The sequence below is a fragment of the Bifidobacterium sp. MSK.13.1 genome, assembly GCF_019131435.1.
Lineage (GTDB): Bacteria > Actinomycetota > Actinomycetes > Actinomycetales > Bifidobacteriaceae > Bifidobacterium > Bifidobacterium pseudocatenulatum.
The window spans coordinates 439,324-457,279 of the sequence record NZ_JAHOMM010000001.1 but is presented as its reverse complement, the minus strand read 5'-3'; the positions used below and the strand labels follow the sequence as shown (position 1 = coordinate 457,279).

The following is a 17,956-nucleotide window of genomic DNA, read 5'->3' as shown; positions in this document are numbered from 1 at the left end:
TTGGTGGCTTGAGACGGCGACATACGATCGCGGATCGCGTAGGTGGTCGCCGTTTTTGTGATTTATGGGCTAATCTCAGAAGAGACAGATTCGATGGCCGCGAACGGTGAGAACCAACGCGAGAGAATGCGCGAGCGGCCGCGTAAGGGAGGATGCCCATGTCCAAATCATTCGTCAACAAGGCGCTGCTCGGCAGCGCAGTCGCTGCAGGCGCCGCAGTGTGGGCGATCGCGCCGCGTACCTTCTCCGATAAGCGCCGCAATTATGTGCCGTCCATTCCCGACGTGTGGTACGCGCATCGTGGCCTGCATGACGCGGGTTCCGGTCTGACCGCGCAGTATGCCAACGAGAGCGGCGAGTATGTGGCGCTGGCACGTCGCATGGCCATGAAGGCCGGCTATGGCAGCCCCAGCGTGACTGGTGCGATCGCTCCGGAGAACTCGCTTGCGGCATTCGCAGCGGCTTGCGAAGCCGGCTATGGCATCGAGCTTGACCTGCAGATGACCGCCGACGGCGAAATCGTGGTGGTGCATGACGGCGATCTGATGCGCGTCGCCGGAGATCCACGCCGTATCGCCGATCTCACGTACGATGAGCTGACCCGCATCCCGCTGTTCCCGACCGACGCCCCCGGTGCCGCTGTGGCAGCGCCGTTGCCGGGTTCGCTTGAAAATCCGCCGCTGGTCACCACACCTGACAGCGCTCCGGAAGGGTATTTCCAGCATGTGCCACTGTTCGCCGACGTGCTCAAGGTAGTGGCGGGCCGTGTGCCGCTGATCGTCGAATACAAGTTCGACGACAATTCCAAGTGGGGTTCGCGCGATGTCGAGCTCATGGAAAAGGGCGACGCGCTGCTGCAGGCCTATTCCGGCGCGTATGTGATCGAATCGTTCAATCCGGCAGCCGTCAACTGGTATAAGGAGAACCGTCCGGAAGTGTGCCGTGGCCAGCTTTCCTGGTGGCCGCAGGGGGAGGAGAAGCCGTCTGATCCTGCTGCGCTCGCCAAGGAATATGCGGCCGGTGCGCTGATTTTCGACTGGATTTCCCGCCCTGATTTCGTCGCCTACGATTGGCATGGCGGCAACAGTCCGCAGGTACGGTTGGCTCGTTTCATGGGTGCCGTTCCCGTGTCGTGGACGGTGCGCAGCCGCGACGAGCTCGCCCAGTGCGATGACTGGTTCGACCATCATATTTTCGAGGCGTTCGTCCCCGACGAGCAGTAGAGGTTTTACATATGATTTCGGCCTGCCGCCGCATGATTTGCGTTGTGGCAGGCCGTTTTTATTCGATTTACTTGATTGACTGATTGGGTTGATTCGGTTGAGCTCTGATGCGGTCAGTCGATCACGCCATATAGACGGTCGCCGGCATCGCCCAAGCCTGGCACGATGTAGCACTTGTCGTTGAGCTTCTCGTCGACGGCGCACAGCACCAGCTTGAACTTAATGGATGGGTCGAGGTTCTCCTCAACGAACTTCAGGCCTTCCGGAGCGCCCAGAATGCACACGGCGGTAACATCCTTTGCGCCGCGCTCGGCCAGGTAATGTGTTGCTGCGACCAGCGTGCCGCCAGTGGCGAGCATCGGGTCGATCAGGAAGCACTGACGGCCGCTCAGATCGTCGGGCAGACGGTTCGCGTACGTGATCTGCTGGGTTGGGTTCTCCTCGTCGCGCTTCATGCCAAGGAAGCCGACCTCAGCGGACGGGATCATCTTGGTCATGCCGTCAAGCATGCCCAGGCCAGCGCGCAGCACAGGCACAATGATCGGCGCCGGGGAAGCGATGTGCTTGCCTACCATCGGAGCGACGGGGGTCTCGATCGGCTTGTCCACGACTTCGACGTCGCGGGTGGCCTCGTAGGCCTCAAGCATCACGAGTTCGGAAACGAGCTCGCGGAACGTGGAGGACGGGGTGTTCTTGTCGCGAAGAACGGTGAGCTTGTGGTCCACCAGCGGGTGGTTCAAAACATGAATATCCATGTCTTCTAAGCGTAGTCCATAATCGCGAGGAAAAGCGCGGGAACTGGGAAAGGAGCCAAGAAAGAAACTGAAAATCGTATGAAAAAAGCAACGAAACTTAAGAAGAGGGAAAGCGCCGAACCACGAAAGCGCCTGTCGGCGCAAAGGCCGCTCGCAGCGGCAAAAAATGGAGCCCGGGGCTATGCATGGCCCGGCGCGAGTTCCTATTCTACAGATGCTGCAGACCGTACGTTACGTCGTGTCGCGAATTGATGGTGCGAGCGCCGTAAAACACTTCCGGTAGCGGTACAGAGGTGGGTGCAGAGGCAGGTGCAGGGGACAGGCACGGAACGCGTTACTCCAGTTTTCCGCGACGCCACAGATTCGCCCCATGGCGAAAATCCTTGGCCGTGACGAACAGATTGCCGGCCGTGTGCATCAAACGGGACGATTTCGTACGTACCTGCTTTTCCATGGCGGAAATGCCGGAATCGCCGCTATCGGAACCTTCCGCAGCTTTCAATCGTGCGATCATATTGCGTGCCTCGATGCGCAATCCCAACGCAACCACGTCGGTGAACGCGGCCGCACGTTCCAGCGCAACCGCAAAATCGCCGGTGAACGCGCCTGCGAGAATCGAATCGGCAATATGCGCAATGTCATCTTCCGTGGGCGCCTGATCGACGCCGGCAATCGCCGAGGCGGTAGTGGCAACCGGCTCTCCAGCGCGCCACAACCGCGCGATCGACTCGCGATTCTTCCGCATCCACGTGCGCAGCAGATACAGCCGCCACAGAATGCCCGGCAGCGAATCCGGCTCGGCGCTGCTCCACAGTTCGGCGATCACGTCAACGCCCTCGCGGTCCACCAGCGTGAGCACGCGCTCCACCAGTTCGGCATCCTGCGTATGATGCACGCGGTCCAACAGTGCGGCCGCCGAAGCGTGGCTCATCTCGTTGATTTGCGCCGGATCGGCACCTCCCGCGATATTGTCGGCCATCATCTGGTCGAGTTGCCCCGGGCGGGCCGGACGCGGCGATCCGGTGTTGGTGAAACCGGCGGAACGGCTTGGTACAACCGATCCGGAACCGTAATGCATGCTAGTAGACAATGGGCGAAACCTTTTGAATATCGATAATGCTGGGACCTTGCGGCGTATCGATTATAAACAGCGCTACGGCGGTGCCGGTAGGCATGAACGGCGTTTTGGCGATGAGCTGCTTGGAGAGCGCTTTGCGGGCGCATAGTCCGCGCAAGTGATCGAACATGCCTCCGATAACCGGTCGGTGCATGCAGATCGCCGTGGTTTCGCGGGTCTCGAGCGTGAGCTGGATCTGCTTGAGGAACGCCAGCCATGCGATGGTCGGGTGCTCGGCGAAGGCGTCTTCCGTGAGCGCGTCGATGTGTTCCATCGGGCGTTCGGTCTGCCAGCTAAGCACCTGCAGTGTTTCCTGGCAGCGCAGCCATGGTGAGGTTGCGAGGCGGGTTGGGTTGTAGCAGGCGAGTTCGCGGTTGAGTGCGAATGCCGCGGCCGCGCCTTTCGGAGTGATCGGCCGGTTCGCGTCGGTGCCTTTCCAGGATTTGCGCGATTCGGCCTTGGCATGACGCACGATCATCAGATTCTGCGCGGTCGCGGCACCCTCCTGTACGCGGTCCACAAAAATGGCGAGGGTGTCTTTATCGGTGGAATGCGTGAGGATTTTACGTGCTTCACGTACGGAAACCCACACGATATCGTTGATTTCGCCTACATCCGCGCGATGCACGGGGCCGAATGCGTCAAGCAGATGTTCCGCATCATCTCCGGAAATCGGTTGCGCCATCCAATACAACGTGTGCTTGGTGTCGACGGCGCGATCGTGTGAATGCCGGGTTTTCTTGCCTTCTTCGGACAGTGGATATTCGACTTCGCACAGATACGGGCCGAGTGCGATGGAAACGCCTGTCTCCTCGCCGATTTCTCGCACTGCGGCATGACGATGCGATTCGCCCTGCTCGAGTTTGCCTTTCGGCCAGCTCCAGTCATCGTACTTTGGTCGATGCACGATGCACACTTCAATGCTGTTGAGTTGTTCCTTTGGAGTTTTCTGCGCTGCGATTGCTGGATTTTCCGCGATTTCGCTACCGGTTTTCCACCGCCATACAATGCCCCCGGCGGCTTCTACGACACGTCTCATGCTCTCGCTCATATCTTTCATTGTAAGTGGTTGGGCACGGGTTTCCCCCATGATTGCGCGACGGCAATCGTGCCATCCGAGTTTTCCTGCGTTTTCCCACGATGGTGATCGCGTATGCCGCAACATAGGAAATGGCCGATTCTGCAACAGCAGAATCGGCCATTTCCTACGGTTTAGTGCCTTGCAGGTCGGCGCGTATGCTTCTTGATGAGATATTCCTGGGAATCGACCAGCGGGCGACCCTCCTCATCCTTCGCATGACGCACGTAGGTTCCGTCGGCTGCCATATGCCACGAGGTGGTGGAATCGGCCATTTGCAGATCCACGTACTTGATCAGCTCGTCGATCTGCTCCGGAGCGGTGATGCGTACCAGCGCTTCGACTCGACGGTCGAGATTGCGGTGCATCAGATCGGCGGAACCGATCCACACTTCCGGACCTGCGGCCGGACCTTCACCGATCTGCGGGCCATCGGAGTTCGCGAATGCGTAGATACGGCTGTGCTCGAGGAAACGACCCAGAATGGAACGCACGCGAATGTTCTCGGAAAGTCCTGGAACACCCGGCTTGAGCGCGCAGATGCCGCGTTCCACGATGTCGATCTTCACGCCGGCCTGGCTTGCACGGTATAGCGCGTCGATGGTCTTCTCGTCCACGATGGAGTTGACCTTGATCTTAATCCATGCTTCCTTGCCTGCGCGTGCCGCATCCTCTTCGCGGCGGATGCGCTGAATCAGACCGGAACGTACGGTACGCGGCGCTACCAGCAGACGGTGGAAGCTCGACTTCGGCGCATAACCGGACAGCTGGTTGAACAGGCGGGTCATATCCTGGCCGACCACCGGATCGCAGGTCAGCAGGCCGAGATCGGTGTAGATGCGGGCGGTCTTCGGATTGTAGTTACCGGTGCCCACATGGCAGTAGCGGCGCAGGCCGTCGGCTTCCTGACGCACCACAAGGCTCAGCTTGCAGTGGGTCTTCAGGCCCACGATGCCGTACACCACGTGCACGCCGGCGCGTTCCAGCTTGCGTGCCCATGCGATGTTGGCGTCTTCGTCGAAGCGTGCCTTGATTTCGACCAGTGCCAGCACCTGCTTGCCCGCATGCGCCGCGTCGATGAGCGCGTCGATGATCGGGGAGTTGCTGGACGTACGGTACAACGTCTGCTTGATGGCGAGCACCTTCGGATCCGCCGCAGCCTGCGCTAGGAACGCCTGAACGGAGGTAGAGAACGAATCGTACGGGTGATGCAGGAGGATATCGCGTTCGCGAATCGCTGCAAAAATGTCTTGCGCGCGGGACGACTCCACCTCGGCAATCTGACGATTGGTGGTCGGCACGAACGAACGGTACTTCAAGTCCGGACGGTCGATGCCGCCAAGTTCGAAGAGCACGGTCGCATCGAGCGGTGCCGGCAGGCGGTACACCTCATCGGCGCTGACGCGCAGCTGGTCGGCGAGCAGCTGGGAAAGGAACGGGCTGGTTTCGTCGGAAATCTCAAGACGGATCGGCGGTCCGAAACGACGGCGCAGCAGCTCCTTCTCCATGGCGTTGAGCAGGTTCTCTGCATCATCCTCTTCCACGTCGATATCCTCGTTACGGGTAACGCGGAAGGATCGCGCTTCCTTGATGATCATGCCCGGGAACAGGGATTCCAGGTGCGCGATGATCAGGTTCTCCATGGTGATGAAGCCGTAGCGCACGTTGGTGGCATCGTCATCGGTCATGTCGTCGACGGGCACGAGACGGTTCAGGTTTCCAGGAATCTTCACGCGAGCGAAGTGGGACTTGCCGGAAGCCGGGTTCTCCACCAGCACGGCGAGGTTGATGGAACCGCCGGAAATGTACGGGAACGGGTGGGCCGGATCCACGGCGAGCGGCGTCAGAACAGGGAACACCTGCTGACGGTAGTAGCGAGACAGGCGCTCCTGTTCGGCGGCGGTGAGCTTGTCCCAGCTCAGCAGCACGATCTGTTCCTTCGCCAGGTCGGGAAGAATGTGATCGATCATGTAGTGCGCGTGCTCGTCCTGCAGGCGGTGCGCCTGCTCGCTGATGGCGCGCAGCTGCTGCCTTGGGCTCAATCCGGAGGCGGCCGTCACGGCGATGCCGGTGTCGATGCGGCGCTTCAGACCTGCGACGCGAACCATAAAGAACTCGTCGAGGTTGTTCGCGAAGATCGCGGCGAAGCTTGCGCGTTCGATGATCGGCAGATCTTCGTCTTGGGCAAGTTCGAGGACTCGCTTGTTGAACTTCAGCCAGCTCAACTCGCGGTCGAAGAAGCGGTCGTTCGGCAACGGCTCTTCGCCGGCCTGAAGCTCACGCTTGTCGTTTTTATCGGTCTCGGCGATATGCTCAGCTATCTGGCTGCGCAAGATCGCCTTCGAGGGTGCGTCAAAAATCTGTGCCATACTTTCCTACTTTATCCTTAAGTAGCTGGAAATGCTGTAAAAAGCCGGCAAAATTTAGCTGGAGTTAACATTCGTTCGCTCATTGTGCAAATTAGGGTGTCGACACGCCGTGTTTTTGCCGCAAACGCACGCAAACGAACAAACACGCCTTGCGTTTCGCACACGATGGAGCATTTTTATGATTCTTGCGATCGTAAAGCAACAGTTGCGACAAATACGGAACATCAGCCGGTTTCGGTTTGCGATTGCCGGATTGCTGAGCATAATTACGAAGTACAAGAACAACTTAAAGAGCAGAGCCCACAAAGAGTGTATGGCCAAGATAGGTCGTTACGTTGAACGGGCATTGGATAGACTTACCGTTACGACGATGTTGTTGTGCAGAGATTCTGCCCTTAAGGTTCTTGCAAGGAAGGCCCACTCGGCGGGCCTTCCTTTTTGTTTGCCTGTTCTCAGGGAATTTTTCGGGAAAACGACGGACGCCGATTATCGTCGTTGTGTGGATAACGGTGCATAACACGCCGGGGTTGTGGATAACTCGCGTCCTCCGACCACAGGGCCGGTTCAGCTTGCAATGGTGCTCGCCGAAGCTTTTCAATCGACGGTATGAGTAATGCAACGTCTTTTTCGAATGTTCCTCCGGTGCCGCTGCCGTCGGGCGGGCTGTTGCCGGTCGCCGGCGCGATCGCGCCGCAAGCGTCACCGCCGACACAACACAGAACCGTCTCTGCGCAACGGTTCTATACGCCGCCGGGATCGAATCGCGGTGGAACGCAACTGGTTGGCGCTGTGCCTGGAACGTATGGCATGGTTGCGCAATGCGGTCGCGCATCGGTGGAGGAACCCTGCGATATGGGCAATGTGGTGGTTATCGACTCCGTGGTGGCAGGAGTGGGCACGAGCACTCTGGCCGCCTTACTGGCCCGCGAGCTGAGCGAACGCGGCCTCAAATGTGTGCTCGTCGACGCCGATCTGCAAGGAGGTGGGCTGGATGTGCTTCTTGGCGTGGAAAACGAGGACGGCTCACGCTTCGGGGAAATCAGCGCTCCGCTTGGCAATATCGACGGCAAAGCGCTACTGCGGGAGCTGCCAATCTGGGATGGTGTGCCATTGCTGGCATGCGATCCTTGGAAAACCGAAAATCCGCAATCGTGGGAAGTGCAAGCGTGCATTCATGCGCTATCGCAGGTGCGAAGCGTGGTCGTCGTCGATATGGGGCAATGGAACGGACTGCAGGATTTGACGGAACTGCGCAAGGCCATCCGCATTACCGTGGTCGAACTGACGGTACTTGGTCTTGCGCGGGCCAAAGCGAATCTGCGGGCGCATCACGGTTCGATCGGAGAACACGATGCCGCAACACAGGAACGGGAGTTTCTTGTAGGCGTGCAACCGCGCGGAACCGTACGCGACCATGGCACGACGGCAATCGAGGAAGCGGCGGAATACCTCGACTGCGATATCACCGCGGTCATCAAACCGGATGCCAAGCTTTGCAGCGAACTCTTGGAAGGGCTTGGACTGCGCAAACCCAATCGTACGAACGCGAAAGCCATCGCAACGTTGGCGGATCTCATTCAGGAAGCGTTGGGAGAAAAGAGCATCAGTCATGGAACTCGGGCCACTTAGCGACATCGCATCCGAGCCGGGCGTCACCGACATCGCGGTAACCTGCGACGGAACGGTGTGGGTGGATCGCGGCCAAGGTATGCGGCCACATGCATTGCGCGTGCCATTCAGCGGTCCCCAAGCCATCCGCGATTTCGCCGTGCGGCTGTGCTCGCAGCTTGGCAGAAGGCTCGACGACGCCTGCCCGATAGCCGACGCCTCCACGGTGGAAGGCGTGCGCGTGCACGCGGTTATCGCACCGCTCGTTCCGCAAGGCGCCGCCATCAGCATACGATTGCCGGACGTTGTTGCGCCCAGTCTGGAATCTTTGGCGGAAAACGGCATGTTTCCAAGCGGATGGATGCCTTTGCTGGAAGGATTCGTGGAACGAAGGGCCAGCGTGCTCGTGACCGGCGGAACCGGAGCAGGCAAAACCACGCTGCTCAAAGCAATGCTTATGCGATGCGCGCCGGGGGAGCGCGTCATCACCGTGGAGGAGGTGCGCGAACTTGGCATGCTCAACCATGCCAACCACGTGTCGCTGGTGACGCGCGGCGCCAACATGGAAGGCAAAGGCGCCATAGGGCTGTCGCAGCTGATATGCGCGACGTTGCGTATGCGGCCGGACCGCATTGTGGTGGGCGAATGCAGGGGCGGCGAAATCGTGGATCTGCTGCGCGCGCTGAATTCCGGGCATCGCGGAGGCATGACCACCTTGCATGCCAATCAGGTGACGGCGGTTCCCTCACGATTGGTGGCCTTGGGATTGCTCTCCGGGCTGAATCCGCAAGCCACCGCGGCGCTCGCGCAAGACGCGTTCGACGTAGTGCTGCATGTGGGCCGAGTGGGAGGCAGGCGGCGCATCACGCAAATAGGACGGCTTGAATTCGCAGAGGGGAAACTGCGGGGAAACCTATTGGCCGGGTGGAACGGCAACCAAATGCGGGCTTCGCAACAGTGGCCTGATTTCGTGCGCGTATGGAGTCGTTGAATCGAGGTGGGCAGATGGAAAGCCTCAGCATTATTTGCGCGGTACTGTGCGGACTGGCCGTATGGCTGTGGCCTCGCCGAAACGTATGCGATGTGGGCGAACGGGCGGGAAACGTAGTGGGGCGCGCAGGCGAAAGCCTTGATGAAAAACCTGATGGAGGATGCGATGGGCGGTCTGACGGAATCGAAGAGGCGAACATGCCGGCGAAACCATTGCCCGCCATCGGATGTGTGGCGTGCGTGGCTTCCCTCCGCGCATCCGTGCGCAGCGGAGCCACATTGGTGCAGGCGTTCGAAGAATTGGGTGGAACGCCGTTCGCCACACCCGAACTTACCAGGCTTCGCATAACCATGGTGATCCGCAGCCGATGCCCGCCCAAAGAGCAATGCGGCCAAGTCGAACGGCTGAGCGGCGAGCTATATGCGGCCTGTCAGCTGAGCCTGACGCTCGGATGCGAAACCGGCCGATGCCTGCAGGCGGTGGCTGAATCGTTGAAGCGGCAACGATTATTGGATGATTTGCGTACCAACGCATTCGCCATGCCCAAGGCGACGGTGAAACTCCTGATGGCGTTGCCGCAGCTCACCGTACTTTTAGGGGAAGGCATGGGAGCGCATCCGTTGACCTTCCTCTTTTCAGGGGTCAGGGGTTGGGCATGCCTTGGATTCGCTTGTGTCTGCTACGGGTTCGGACTCGTATGGATACGCGCGTTGATGAGGCAAGACGATATGGACGGCAAGACGGCATGAATGGTATGACGATATGAAAGGAATTATGTAATGACTGGCATATGGACGCTGATGGCGGCGGTGTGCGCGGCCGAAGCGATGTGGCTGAAGCAGTGGAGGCCGGTCCGTGTGCCAGCCGACCTTGCGCCCGCCGGACGAGTGCGGGAACTTCCGCTGCCGCTGGTATTGGAGATGCTCAGCGTCGCCATACGGCAGGGATCCTCCATTCCACGCGCGCTGATTGCCGTGGGCGATATCGCTGCGGGAGAATTCGGCGCGGGACTACGGTCGGCCGGAGAACAGTTGAACAAAGGTGTTTCCTGGGATGATGCGTGGCCGGATGATGGCGATCTTGCGGTGGTGCGCGATGCGTTCGCCTCGTCATGGCACAGTGGCGCCTCGCCGGTGGAACGTTTGGAAACAGCGGTCGAACAATTGGATTGGGATGAGCGCTCGCAGATCGAACAGGCTGCAGCGAAATTGTCGGTTCGTTTGTTGCTGCCGACTGGATTGTGCTTTCTTCCCGCATTTGTTGCGGTGGGGATTATTCCGTCCGTCATGTCGTTTGTGCAATGACGGCGTGTGCGCAACGACAACGGAAAAGCGGGGAATGTTGGGAGACGATAATTCACGGAGTTTTGTGGATAAATGTGGATGACACGCCGTGGTTGTGGATAACCCACGTCCTCCGACCACAACCCTGAAAAAACGTTCCGACGGGCACGATGATGCGCAACACTGGGTGCACTCGGCCATCTGGCCGAGGTTGTTCGAACGAAAGGAACGCCATGAACAACGAAACGCCAATCAACGTCGATGGCTCGCCAGACCTGATGGGCAAGGCAGGACAGCTGCTGCATGCCATGCGTGAACGGGCCGGCAAAGCGGTATGCCTGCTGGACGCGCGTATGCGCACGCTGACCGTCGAACCGGAGGAAGGCGCTGCCACTGCCGAATATGCGGTGGTTTTGGTTGCCGCCACCGGATTCGCCGCCGTTTTGGTGGGCATTATGAAATCCGATGCCATCAAAACGCTGCTGACCAACATCATCAAGAAAGCGCTGAGCGTCGGGTGATTCATGCTGAGGCAATGGTGGAAACGCCATACCGATGATGCCGATGAGGGAGCGGCCACCGCGGAATTCGCGGTGGTGCTCCCCTGCGTGGCGGCGGTGGCGATTTTGGTGTTGTGCTTGGGGCGTGCGTCTGTGGTGTCCATGAATTGCCAGGATGCGGCGGCGGCCGGTGCCAGGGCTTTCGCGGTTGATGATACGGGCGGCGAATCGAAGGCGAGGACCGCGGTCATGGCGGCTGCGGGAGGTTCGGCGACGGTACGGTTCGAGCGTGGGGCGGACTTCGTCACCGTCACGGTGCAATGCCCTGTGGTGCCGGATCCGACCGGTGTGCTGCCCACTCGAGTTACCGGCAAGGCGACCCGCTACTTCTAGCGTTGCTCCGAAGCGTGCTGGTCTCTGCGCAGTGAGATGCGGGATTGTTGGTTGTGGCCTGTGCATGGAGGTCTGTGAGGTTTGGAGCTTGCGACATACGACGTGTGAAACATGTTGTGAAACACTATTGGCAACCATTTGATGGATGCGGGTCGGAAAGGAATGGGTAATGTGAAACGCCTTGTGAAACATTGGTTTGCTTGGATTCGCGGGTCCGATGAGGGTTCGGGGACCATATCCGGTGTGGCTTTGATCGCAGTGGCCGCCATCATGCTGGGCGCGGCCGCGTCGGCGGGCAATCTGCTGCTGTGCTTGCATCGCGCGCAGAATGCGGCCGACCTGGCGTCGGTAGCGGCGGCCAATGCGTTGTATTCGGGATCGTCCGATCCTTGTTCCGTGGCGGAACGCACTATATCCGGCAATAATGCGACGATCGGATCCTGCACGATAGAAGGCGAGGATGTGCTGGTCGAAGCGCAGGTCGGCACGCAAATGCCATTCGTATCGCATGTCGGCAAACAGTCACGGGCGGGGCCGATTGTCTGCGAATAAGCGTGGTGCGGAACGGTACATTGTGCGGGAAATCGCGCTTCGTAAAAAGGGATCTTTCTACGTAAAGGAACATTCGTTCCACAAAACGCGGCCATTTGTATGGAAAGCCGTTCGCATGTGGCGTGTGGAGCGAATCGCGGTTATCGTACTGAAGTATGAGCGAAACGTCATGTGTGAATGCGACCGTTGCCGTTGTCGGCAATCCGACGTCAAACAAAGGCAAGGGTGCCGAGGTCGGCAAGCAGGTGGTTGAGCTGCTGCAAGAGGCCGGGCGCAAGCATGGCTTCAACGTGATCGACGTGACCGGCGAGAGCTTCGACGATTCCTTGGCGAATGCCAGGAATCGCAGGAACGAATACGACTACCTGGTGGCGGTCGGCGGCGACGGCATGATTGCGCTTGGAGCCAATGCCGTGGGCTGTTCCGGTAAACCGTTGGGCATTGTGGCGACGGGTTCCGGCAATGATTTCGCCCGCGGTCTTGAGCTGCCGGTCAATCGCGTGGAAACCGCTGTCGACGGCATCGTCGGCGCGATTGTGCGCGGCACGCATATTGACGTTGATATGGGTTTGGCCACGTCGTTGCAGGGCGGGTATGCCGTCGATTCCAGTACCGGCGATGATCTGGTCGGCGATTCGGACGTGCCATTGCGCCCGGCGGTCAACCGCTTCTATGCGGGCATGCTGTCGTGTGGTTTGGATGCGAGTATCAACGACCGTGCCAACCATTCCCGCTTGCCCAACGGTTCGGTGCGCTATTTCGTGGCGGCGATTGTGGAATTGACGCATATGAAGCGGTACGGATACCACATCAAAGCCACGTTGGCCGATGGAACGGTGGAAGAAAGAGACATTATTTCACCGTTGCTTACGGTGGCCAATTCACGGCATATTGGCGGTGGCATTGAGATTTCGCCATATTCACGATTCTCGGATGGGCTGCTTGACCTGGTATGGCTCGACCACGTGCCCAATGTCGCCGAATGCGTGGATGCGGTGTCTCACGCGTATAGCGGCAAGATCCTCGGGTGCAAGGTGTTTGGCTGGAAGCGTGTGCGCGATATCGAAATCACCCGCGCGCAAGAGGGTGATGAGCCGCCGGTCTTGATGGCGGACGGTGAATATGTTGGTCGCCTGCCTGTCAAGGTCGTAGTTCAAGACCGTGCGCTTCGCGTGCTGGTGCCGCCGGCCGTGGCGGAAAGCCAAGCTGCCAACACCGAAGAGAAAGTGCTGGAAGCCATCAAGCGTGATCACCGTGATCCTGTCACCGGCAAAACCGACACCTACTACGCGAAGCGCTCGCGGTAGTGCGTGCACATGCCGGTCAAACCGCAACATTGCATATCGAAGATGGCATGTATGCAACTGATTGCGTGATCGGCAATCGTAAGCAATCGCAAATAATTTCGCGATAATAACGAAAAATCCAGTACCCGCAAGATCTTTATCTTACGAATACCGGATTTTCTGTAACTAGCGAACGCCGTAACTATCGAACACGGATTGCGGTCAGGCGGCGACTTCCTGGCGGGCGATGGCCTGCTCGTAGTCGCGGGTGCCCTTGAAGACTTCCTGCAGCCACGGGTTGACGTGCTGCTTCTTCGCGCGGTACATGATGTAGCCGAGTGCGAGCACGTTGGCCACGAGCGCGATGATCGACACGGTCAGGTTCACGTTCGGATTGTTCACCGACTGCACGGCGAACTTGGACTCATCCTGGAACATGGGGAACACCTGCGCGAACATGCACCAGATGGCGAGCGTGTTGGCGCGGTTCTGAATCCAGCCGCCCTTGTTCCAGAAGAAGTTCGCCACGGTCGGGGCGAGCAGCAGCGCGAGGCCGCAATACCAGGAGTGGGTCGGCAGGCAGTTGTAGGTGTAGCAGAAGTTCCAAATATCGTATGCGACGATGAATACCCAAGTCATGTCAGGCCACAGCATGTCCTGCTTCTTCTTTGACACGTAAATGCCGAACCAGCCGGTCATGCAGGCGATGTTGATCAGGCCGGCAACGCCGTTGAACACATTGTGCCAGCCGCCATACAGCGTCACGCCTTCGGTGGAAACCCATGTGGTGCCCCAAGCGCGAATGGCCGATTCGAAGTCGGAGGCCACGGCGATAAGAATGTTGATGGCCACGATCACGAACGGGAAGCACTTGAACCATTCGGATTTGCCGATCTTGCCCCACTTGTATTTGAGTGCCATGAAGCCGATGCAGCCTGCGGTGGCCGCATATAGCTTGGCATAGTGGAACCAGCTGGTCATATGCACGTAGGTCGGATTGCTGAGCGCCCATTCGGCACCCATCGCGGCGGCCACGTAAATGGTGATGAAGTAGATGGTCAGAATGGCCGGCACGATCAGGAACGCGATCACGCCACCGGTCTTGGTGCGACGGGCCAGCTCATTGGCGCCGATCAGGCAGCAGAATACGAGGATCCATCCGATCCACTGGTATATGGCGGTGTCGCCATAGACTTGGAACAACATCGCTCTTCCTTTCTCTCAACACGTATGCGCGCGGGGTGAGCTGCGTTTACATGTATTCGTTCAGATGCAGCGTCTGTGCCGCGACCTGTCTGATGACGGTGTCTTCAATGTCGGGATGCAGTCTGATCAGCGAAATCAGGCCAACGATGAGCGTATAGAACGTCTCATGCTCGTTGGTGATGGGCATGCCATGCAATTTCTCGAAATCGCGCACTGTCGAATTGCAGATGTATTCCGCAATGCGATCGGCCACGCGGTCGATGAATTTGATGTACAGTCCCGCGTTGCCGTCTTCGATCATGCGTTGGCTGAACGGGCCCTCATCGGCGATGAGGGAACGGGTCAGTCGCACCACGTCATCGAGCGCTTTCGAGATGTTGCCGACTTCTCGATTGGCGTTCCACTCCTCCAATTGCGAGATGACTTCGTCGATGACGTCGTCGAGCACGGCGTCCGCAACTTGGTCTTTGTCTTGGAAATAGTGGTAGAAGAGAGATCTGGTCATGCCTACGCGACCTGCGATATCGCTGATCGTGATTTTCGAAAAGCCCTTTTCCAGGCAGATTGCGCGGGCTGCATGCACGATTTGCGCGCGGCGTGCGTCTCCGACTGTTGTTGCGGAGGCGTTGTGCTGTCCGTCCATGGCTTTCTCTCCTTCGTTCGAGTGGCGTCTCTCACCTGCGCGACACGTTGACACTCTGTCAATTTCTTGACTGCCCTCAGTCTAAACCGTAAATTGACACAATGTCAATTTCGTAGTGTCGATGTCGTCACTCCCAGCTTAAACGTTGCCGCGGCGCTTGTCTTTGGGGACACGCGCTTCACCGTTACGGGCAGGCTGTGCGGCCGGTCTTTGAGAAAAAACGTGTCGTAATTAATCGGTAGCCTAGTGACACCACAGCGGAAGGAATTGCGATGGCACTGGCACTCTATAGAAGGTATCGTCCCGACACGTTCGACGGCGTGATCGGGCAGGATCAGGTCACGATTCCGCTGATGCGAGCGCTTGATGAGAACAAACTTACGCACGCTTACCTGTTTTCCGGTCCGCGCGGCTGCGGCAAAACCAGTTCCGCACGCATTCTCGCGCGTTGCGTCAACTGCGCGAAAGGCCCGACCTCGCACCCGTGCGGCGAATGCGAAAGCTGCAAGGACCTCGCCACAGGCGGCCCCGGTTCCATCGACGTGGTGGAAATCGACGCCGCTTCGCACAACGGTGTGGACGATGCCCGCGAACTGCGCGAACGTGCCGGATTCGCCCCCGCCCGCGACCGCTACAAGATTTTCATTCTCGACGAAGCCCACATGGTCACGCCGCAAGGCTTCAACGCGCTGCTGAAAATCGTGGAGGAGCCGCCGGAGCATGTGATGTTCATCTTCGCCACCACCGAGCCAGACAAGGTGATCGGCACCATCCGTTCGCGCACCCATCATTACCCGTTCCGCCTAGTGCCGCAGGAGGTTATGGGCCCGTACCTCGAGCAGATCTGCGAAGACGAGCATATCGAAGCCGAGCCGGGCGTGCTGCGCCTTGCCATGCGTGCCGGCGGCGGTTCCGTGCGAGACACCCTTTCCGTGCTTGACCAGCTCATGGTCGGTGCGGTCGATGGCAGCATCGCATACGATTCCGCGGTTGCGTTGCTTGGCTTCACGCCTGACGCTCTGATCGGCGAGGCCGTCGACGCCGTTGCCGACAAAAATGGCGAAGCACTGTATGGCGTGATTCAGAAGGTCGTGGTCGGTGGTTTCGATCCCCGTCGATTTGTTGAGGATTTGCTTGCCCGCGTACGCGATTTGCTGGTGCTCACGTTGGGCGGAGAGCGTGCGGAAAGCGTGCTTTCCGACGATGCGGCCGCCGAGAACATGGATGATTTGCGTCGTCAGGCTTCCGCTTTGGGATTGTCTGCGCTGACGCAGATGGCTGACACGATCAATGCGACGCTTGCCAATATGACCGGTGCGATTTCGCCGCGCATGCGATTGGAATTGCTTGCCGCGCGCTTGTTGGCCGGGCGTGAGGAAGGGATGGCTGTCGTTGCGTCATCTTCCGGTGTACCTGATTTTGCCGGCGATGCCGGAACTTCCGCGGCTGCCGAATCGTCGCGTGGATCCATGGCCGGCTCCCGTCGCCGTGCGGCACGACATGCCGCAGGAAATGTGCGGGCGCAGGATTCTGCGCCTGTGATCGATACCCCTTCCGCGCCTGTGCAGCCGTCCGTGGCGCCGACGAATCCTGCCGATGCCGTCGCATCCGGCGTGGCTTCCGTGCTTGCTGACGTGCAGCAGGCGATGAATGCGACGACTTCCGTCGCTTCCGCTGCGCCTGCCGCAACTTCCGTACCAGCTCCCATTCATGACGATCGCACCCCCGACCAGAAGTGGGATGCGCTGGTCGCAGCCCTTCCGGAAGACGTGCAACGTTACGTAAGCCGTGAAAAAGTGCCTCGCGTGCTACTGAGCGGCGACCGTCTGTGGATCAAATTCGACAAGGCGCTCAGCAAATACGCGTTTGCCAAAGCGGTGGCAAAGGAATCGGTGGACGGCAATACCGAAGTGGTGAAAATCGTCCGCGCCGAAGTGCATAAGGCGTTCGGACCGAGCGTCACGCTCGCGCCTGCCAAAAAGCTGGCGGACGGGTCCGAATCGGTGCCGTGGAGCAAACTCAGCCCGGAAGAGCAGAGCAAGATCAATGCGCAACTCGTGCAGGAACAGCTTAAAGCGGCCACGCTGCTGACGGCCAATCTTGGTACTGCTGCAGGTCTCGAATCCTCCGGCAAGGAGCCGGCCGGCACAAGCGCGAAGAGCGCCGAAGACAGTGGCAATGCCGGAGATTCCGGCGATGAGGAGGGCCATCGAGCTGCTGCCGGTGGAGCCGAGGAAGTCGATCCATGGGCGGCCCCGACGCAGGAAGTCCATCATCCGGAACGGCCTGTTCCGGATGATGACCCTTGGGTTGCATCTGCACAGCCGATGCAACCGCAATCGGTGGTCGCAAGCGGCGTCAACGATGTGAAAGCGCCGGAACAACATGCGAAACATGTGGCTGTTCCCGATGTCAGCGATAACGTTGATCCTTGGGCGGCACCGATGCCTGTACCGCAGCAAGCGCCGGTGGACGACGATCCTTGGGGTAACCCCATGCCGATTCAGGCAGGACCGGTGGATCCCATGCCTGCTCCAACGGAACCTGAGGCGGCTCCGAAGCACGCCAATCACCAGCATCGCGCACCGCGGCAGGACGCGGCACCGCAGCAAGGCCAGCCGAATGCCGATCCGTGGAGCCAGCAGTTCTCCGCGACGGCACAGCCAATGCCGCAGGTCGCCGCGGAAGACGACGAATATTCCATGAGCGACGAGTCGATCGGGGCGTCAACCGCGTTAAGCGTGGACGATCTGACCCGACTGTTCGAGGTGAAAAAAGTCGAGGATTTCGGGCCGGACGATGCAAAAAACCCGCGCAACATGCAGCAGAAGAAGAATCTCGACGACTGATGACGGTGCAGTCGCAAGCAAAAATGCGAAACCGAGCAAAATCGACGAATCAACGCAATCGTAAGCACTGCATAATCGCGAATCTTATGGAAACCAAGGAGAG

The 17,956-nt window shown here is 59.2% G+C and carries 16 protein-coding genes; 10 read left to right on the top strand and 6 right to left on the bottom strand.

Annotation, left to right across the window (positions count from 1 at the left end; all coding sequences use genetic code 11):
* Positions 1 to 152: 152 nt before the first annotated feature.
* Complete coding sequence (locus tag KSY55_RS01970) at positions 153 to 1,223, top strand: glycerophosphodiester phosphodiesterase family protein (RefSeq protein ID WP_217749463.1); 1,071 nt, start codon at positions 153 to 155, stop codon at positions 1,221 to 1,223.
* Between the two features lie 113 nt (positions 1,224 to 1,336).
* On the opposite strand, the gene upp is transcribed toward KSY55_RS01970, so the two are convergent.
* The 4 genes from upp to KSY55_RS01950 all read right to left on the bottom strand — a co-directional run bounded on the left by upp (position 1,337) and on the right by KSY55_RS01950 (position 6,542).
* Positions 1,337 to 1,978, bottom strand: a complete 642-nt coding sequence (gene upp, locus KSY55_RS01965; RefSeq protein ID WP_004220320.1) for a uracil phosphoribosyltransferase — start codon at positions 1,976 to 1,978, stop codon at positions 1,337 to 1,339.
* A gap of 334 nt (positions 1,979 to 2,312) precedes the next feature.
* Positions 2,313 to 3,056, bottom strand: a complete 744-nt coding sequence (locus KSY55_RS01960; RefSeq protein ID WP_217749489.1) for a hypothetical protein — start codon at positions 3,054 to 3,056, stop codon at positions 2,313 to 2,315.
* A gap of 1 nt (position 3,057) precedes the next feature.
* Entirely contained in the window at positions 3,058 to 4,155 is a 1,098-nt protein-coding gene (locus KSY55_RS01955; protein ID WP_033524229.1) for an NUDIX hydrolase, read from the bottom strand.
* A gap of 152 nt (positions 4,156 to 4,307) precedes the next feature.
* Positions 4,308 to 6,542 (bottom strand): RNA degradosome polyphosphate kinase, encoded by a 2,235-nt coding sequence (locus KSY55_RS01950; protein WP_004220317.1) that lies wholly within the window; start codon positions 6,540 to 6,542, stop codon positions 4,308 to 4,310.
* A 606-nt stretch (positions 6,543 to 7,148) separates the two neighbouring features.
* Between KSY55_RS01950 and KSY55_RS01945 the strand changes: the two genes are divergently transcribed.
* The 8 genes from KSY55_RS01945 (at position 7,149) to KSY55_RS01910 (ending at position 13,176) form a co-directional block, all read left to right on the top strand.
* A complete protein-coding gene (locus tag KSY55_RS01945; RefSeq protein WP_226594070.1) occupies positions 7,149 to 8,171 on the top strand; it encodes a P-loop NTPase in 1,023 nt (340 codons plus the stop codon).
* Positions 8,152 to 9,141 carry a CpaF family protein gene (locus KSY55_RS01940; RefSeq protein WP_072043221.1) on the top strand — a complete coding sequence of 330 codons (990 nt, stop codon included), beginning with the start codon at positions 8,152 to 8,154 and terminating at the stop codon, positions 9,139 to 9,141. Before KSY55_RS01945 ends, KSY55_RS01940 begins: the two co-directional genes overlap by 20 nt.
* Positions 9,129 to 9,890: a type II secretion system F family protein gene (locus KSY55_RS01935; protein WP_117810942.1), complete on the top strand. Its 762-nt coding sequence runs from the start codon at positions 9,129 to 9,131 to the stop codon at positions 9,888 to 9,890. The genes KSY55_RS01940 and KSY55_RS01935 overlap by 13 nt, the downstream gene beginning before the upstream one ends.
* 30 nt (positions 9,891 to 9,920) lie before the next feature.
* Positions 9,921 to 10,445 (top strand): type II secretion system F family protein, encoded by a 525-nt coding sequence (locus tag KSY55_RS01930; protein WP_065441565.1) that lies wholly within the window; start codon positions 9,921 to 9,923, stop codon positions 10,443 to 10,445.
* A gap of 212 nt (positions 10,446 to 10,657) precedes the next feature.
* Complete coding sequence (locus tag KSY55_RS01925) at positions 10,658 to 10,945, top strand: DUF4244 domain-containing protein (protein WP_004220310.1); 288 nt, start codon at positions 10,658 to 10,660, stop codon at positions 10,943 to 10,945.
* Between the two features lie 3 nt (positions 10,946 to 10,948).
* On the top strand, positions 10,949 to 11,317 hold the full coding sequence (locus KSY55_RS01920; RefSeq protein WP_004220309.1) for a TadE family type IV pilus minor pilin: 369 nt from the start codon (positions 10,949 to 10,951) through the stop codon (positions 11,315 to 11,317).
* A gap of 162 nt (positions 11,318 to 11,479) precedes the next feature.
* Positions 11,480 to 11,869, top strand: coding sequence for an Rv3654c family TadE-like protein (locus KSY55_RS01915; RefSeq protein WP_051662130.1), 390 nt, complete (start codon positions 11,480 to 11,482; stop codon positions 11,867 to 11,869).
* A 155-nt stretch (positions 11,870 to 12,024) separates the two neighbouring features.
* A complete protein-coding gene (locus tag KSY55_RS01910) occupies positions 12,025 to 13,176 on the top strand; it encodes a diacylglycerol kinase family protein (protein ID WP_004220307.1) in 1,152 nt (383 codons plus the stop codon).
* 201 nt (positions 13,177 to 13,377) lie between these two features.
* On the opposite strand, the gene KSY55_RS01905 is transcribed toward KSY55_RS01910, so the two are convergent.
* Positions 13,378 to 14,361: a DUF5692 family protein gene (locus KSY55_RS01905; RefSeq protein WP_022245687.1), complete on the bottom strand. Its 984-nt coding sequence runs from the start codon at positions 14,359 to 14,361 to the stop codon at positions 13,378 to 13,380.
* A gap of 46 nt (positions 14,362 to 14,407) precedes the next feature.
* Positions 14,408 to 15,004, bottom strand: coding sequence for a TetR/AcrR family transcriptional regulator (locus KSY55_RS01900; protein ID WP_004220305.1), 597 nt, complete (start codon positions 15,002 to 15,004; stop codon positions 14,408 to 14,410).
* 272 nt (positions 15,005 to 15,276) lie between these two features.
* Between KSY55_RS01900 and dnaX the strand changes: the two genes are divergently transcribed.
* Positions 15,277 to 17,853: a DNA polymerase III subunit gamma/tau gene (dnaX, locus tag KSY55_RS01895; protein WP_118284158.1), complete on the top strand. Its 2,577-nt coding sequence runs from the start codon at positions 15,277 to 15,279 to the stop codon at positions 17,851 to 17,853.
* Positions 17,854 to 17,956 lie beyond the last annotated feature (103 nt).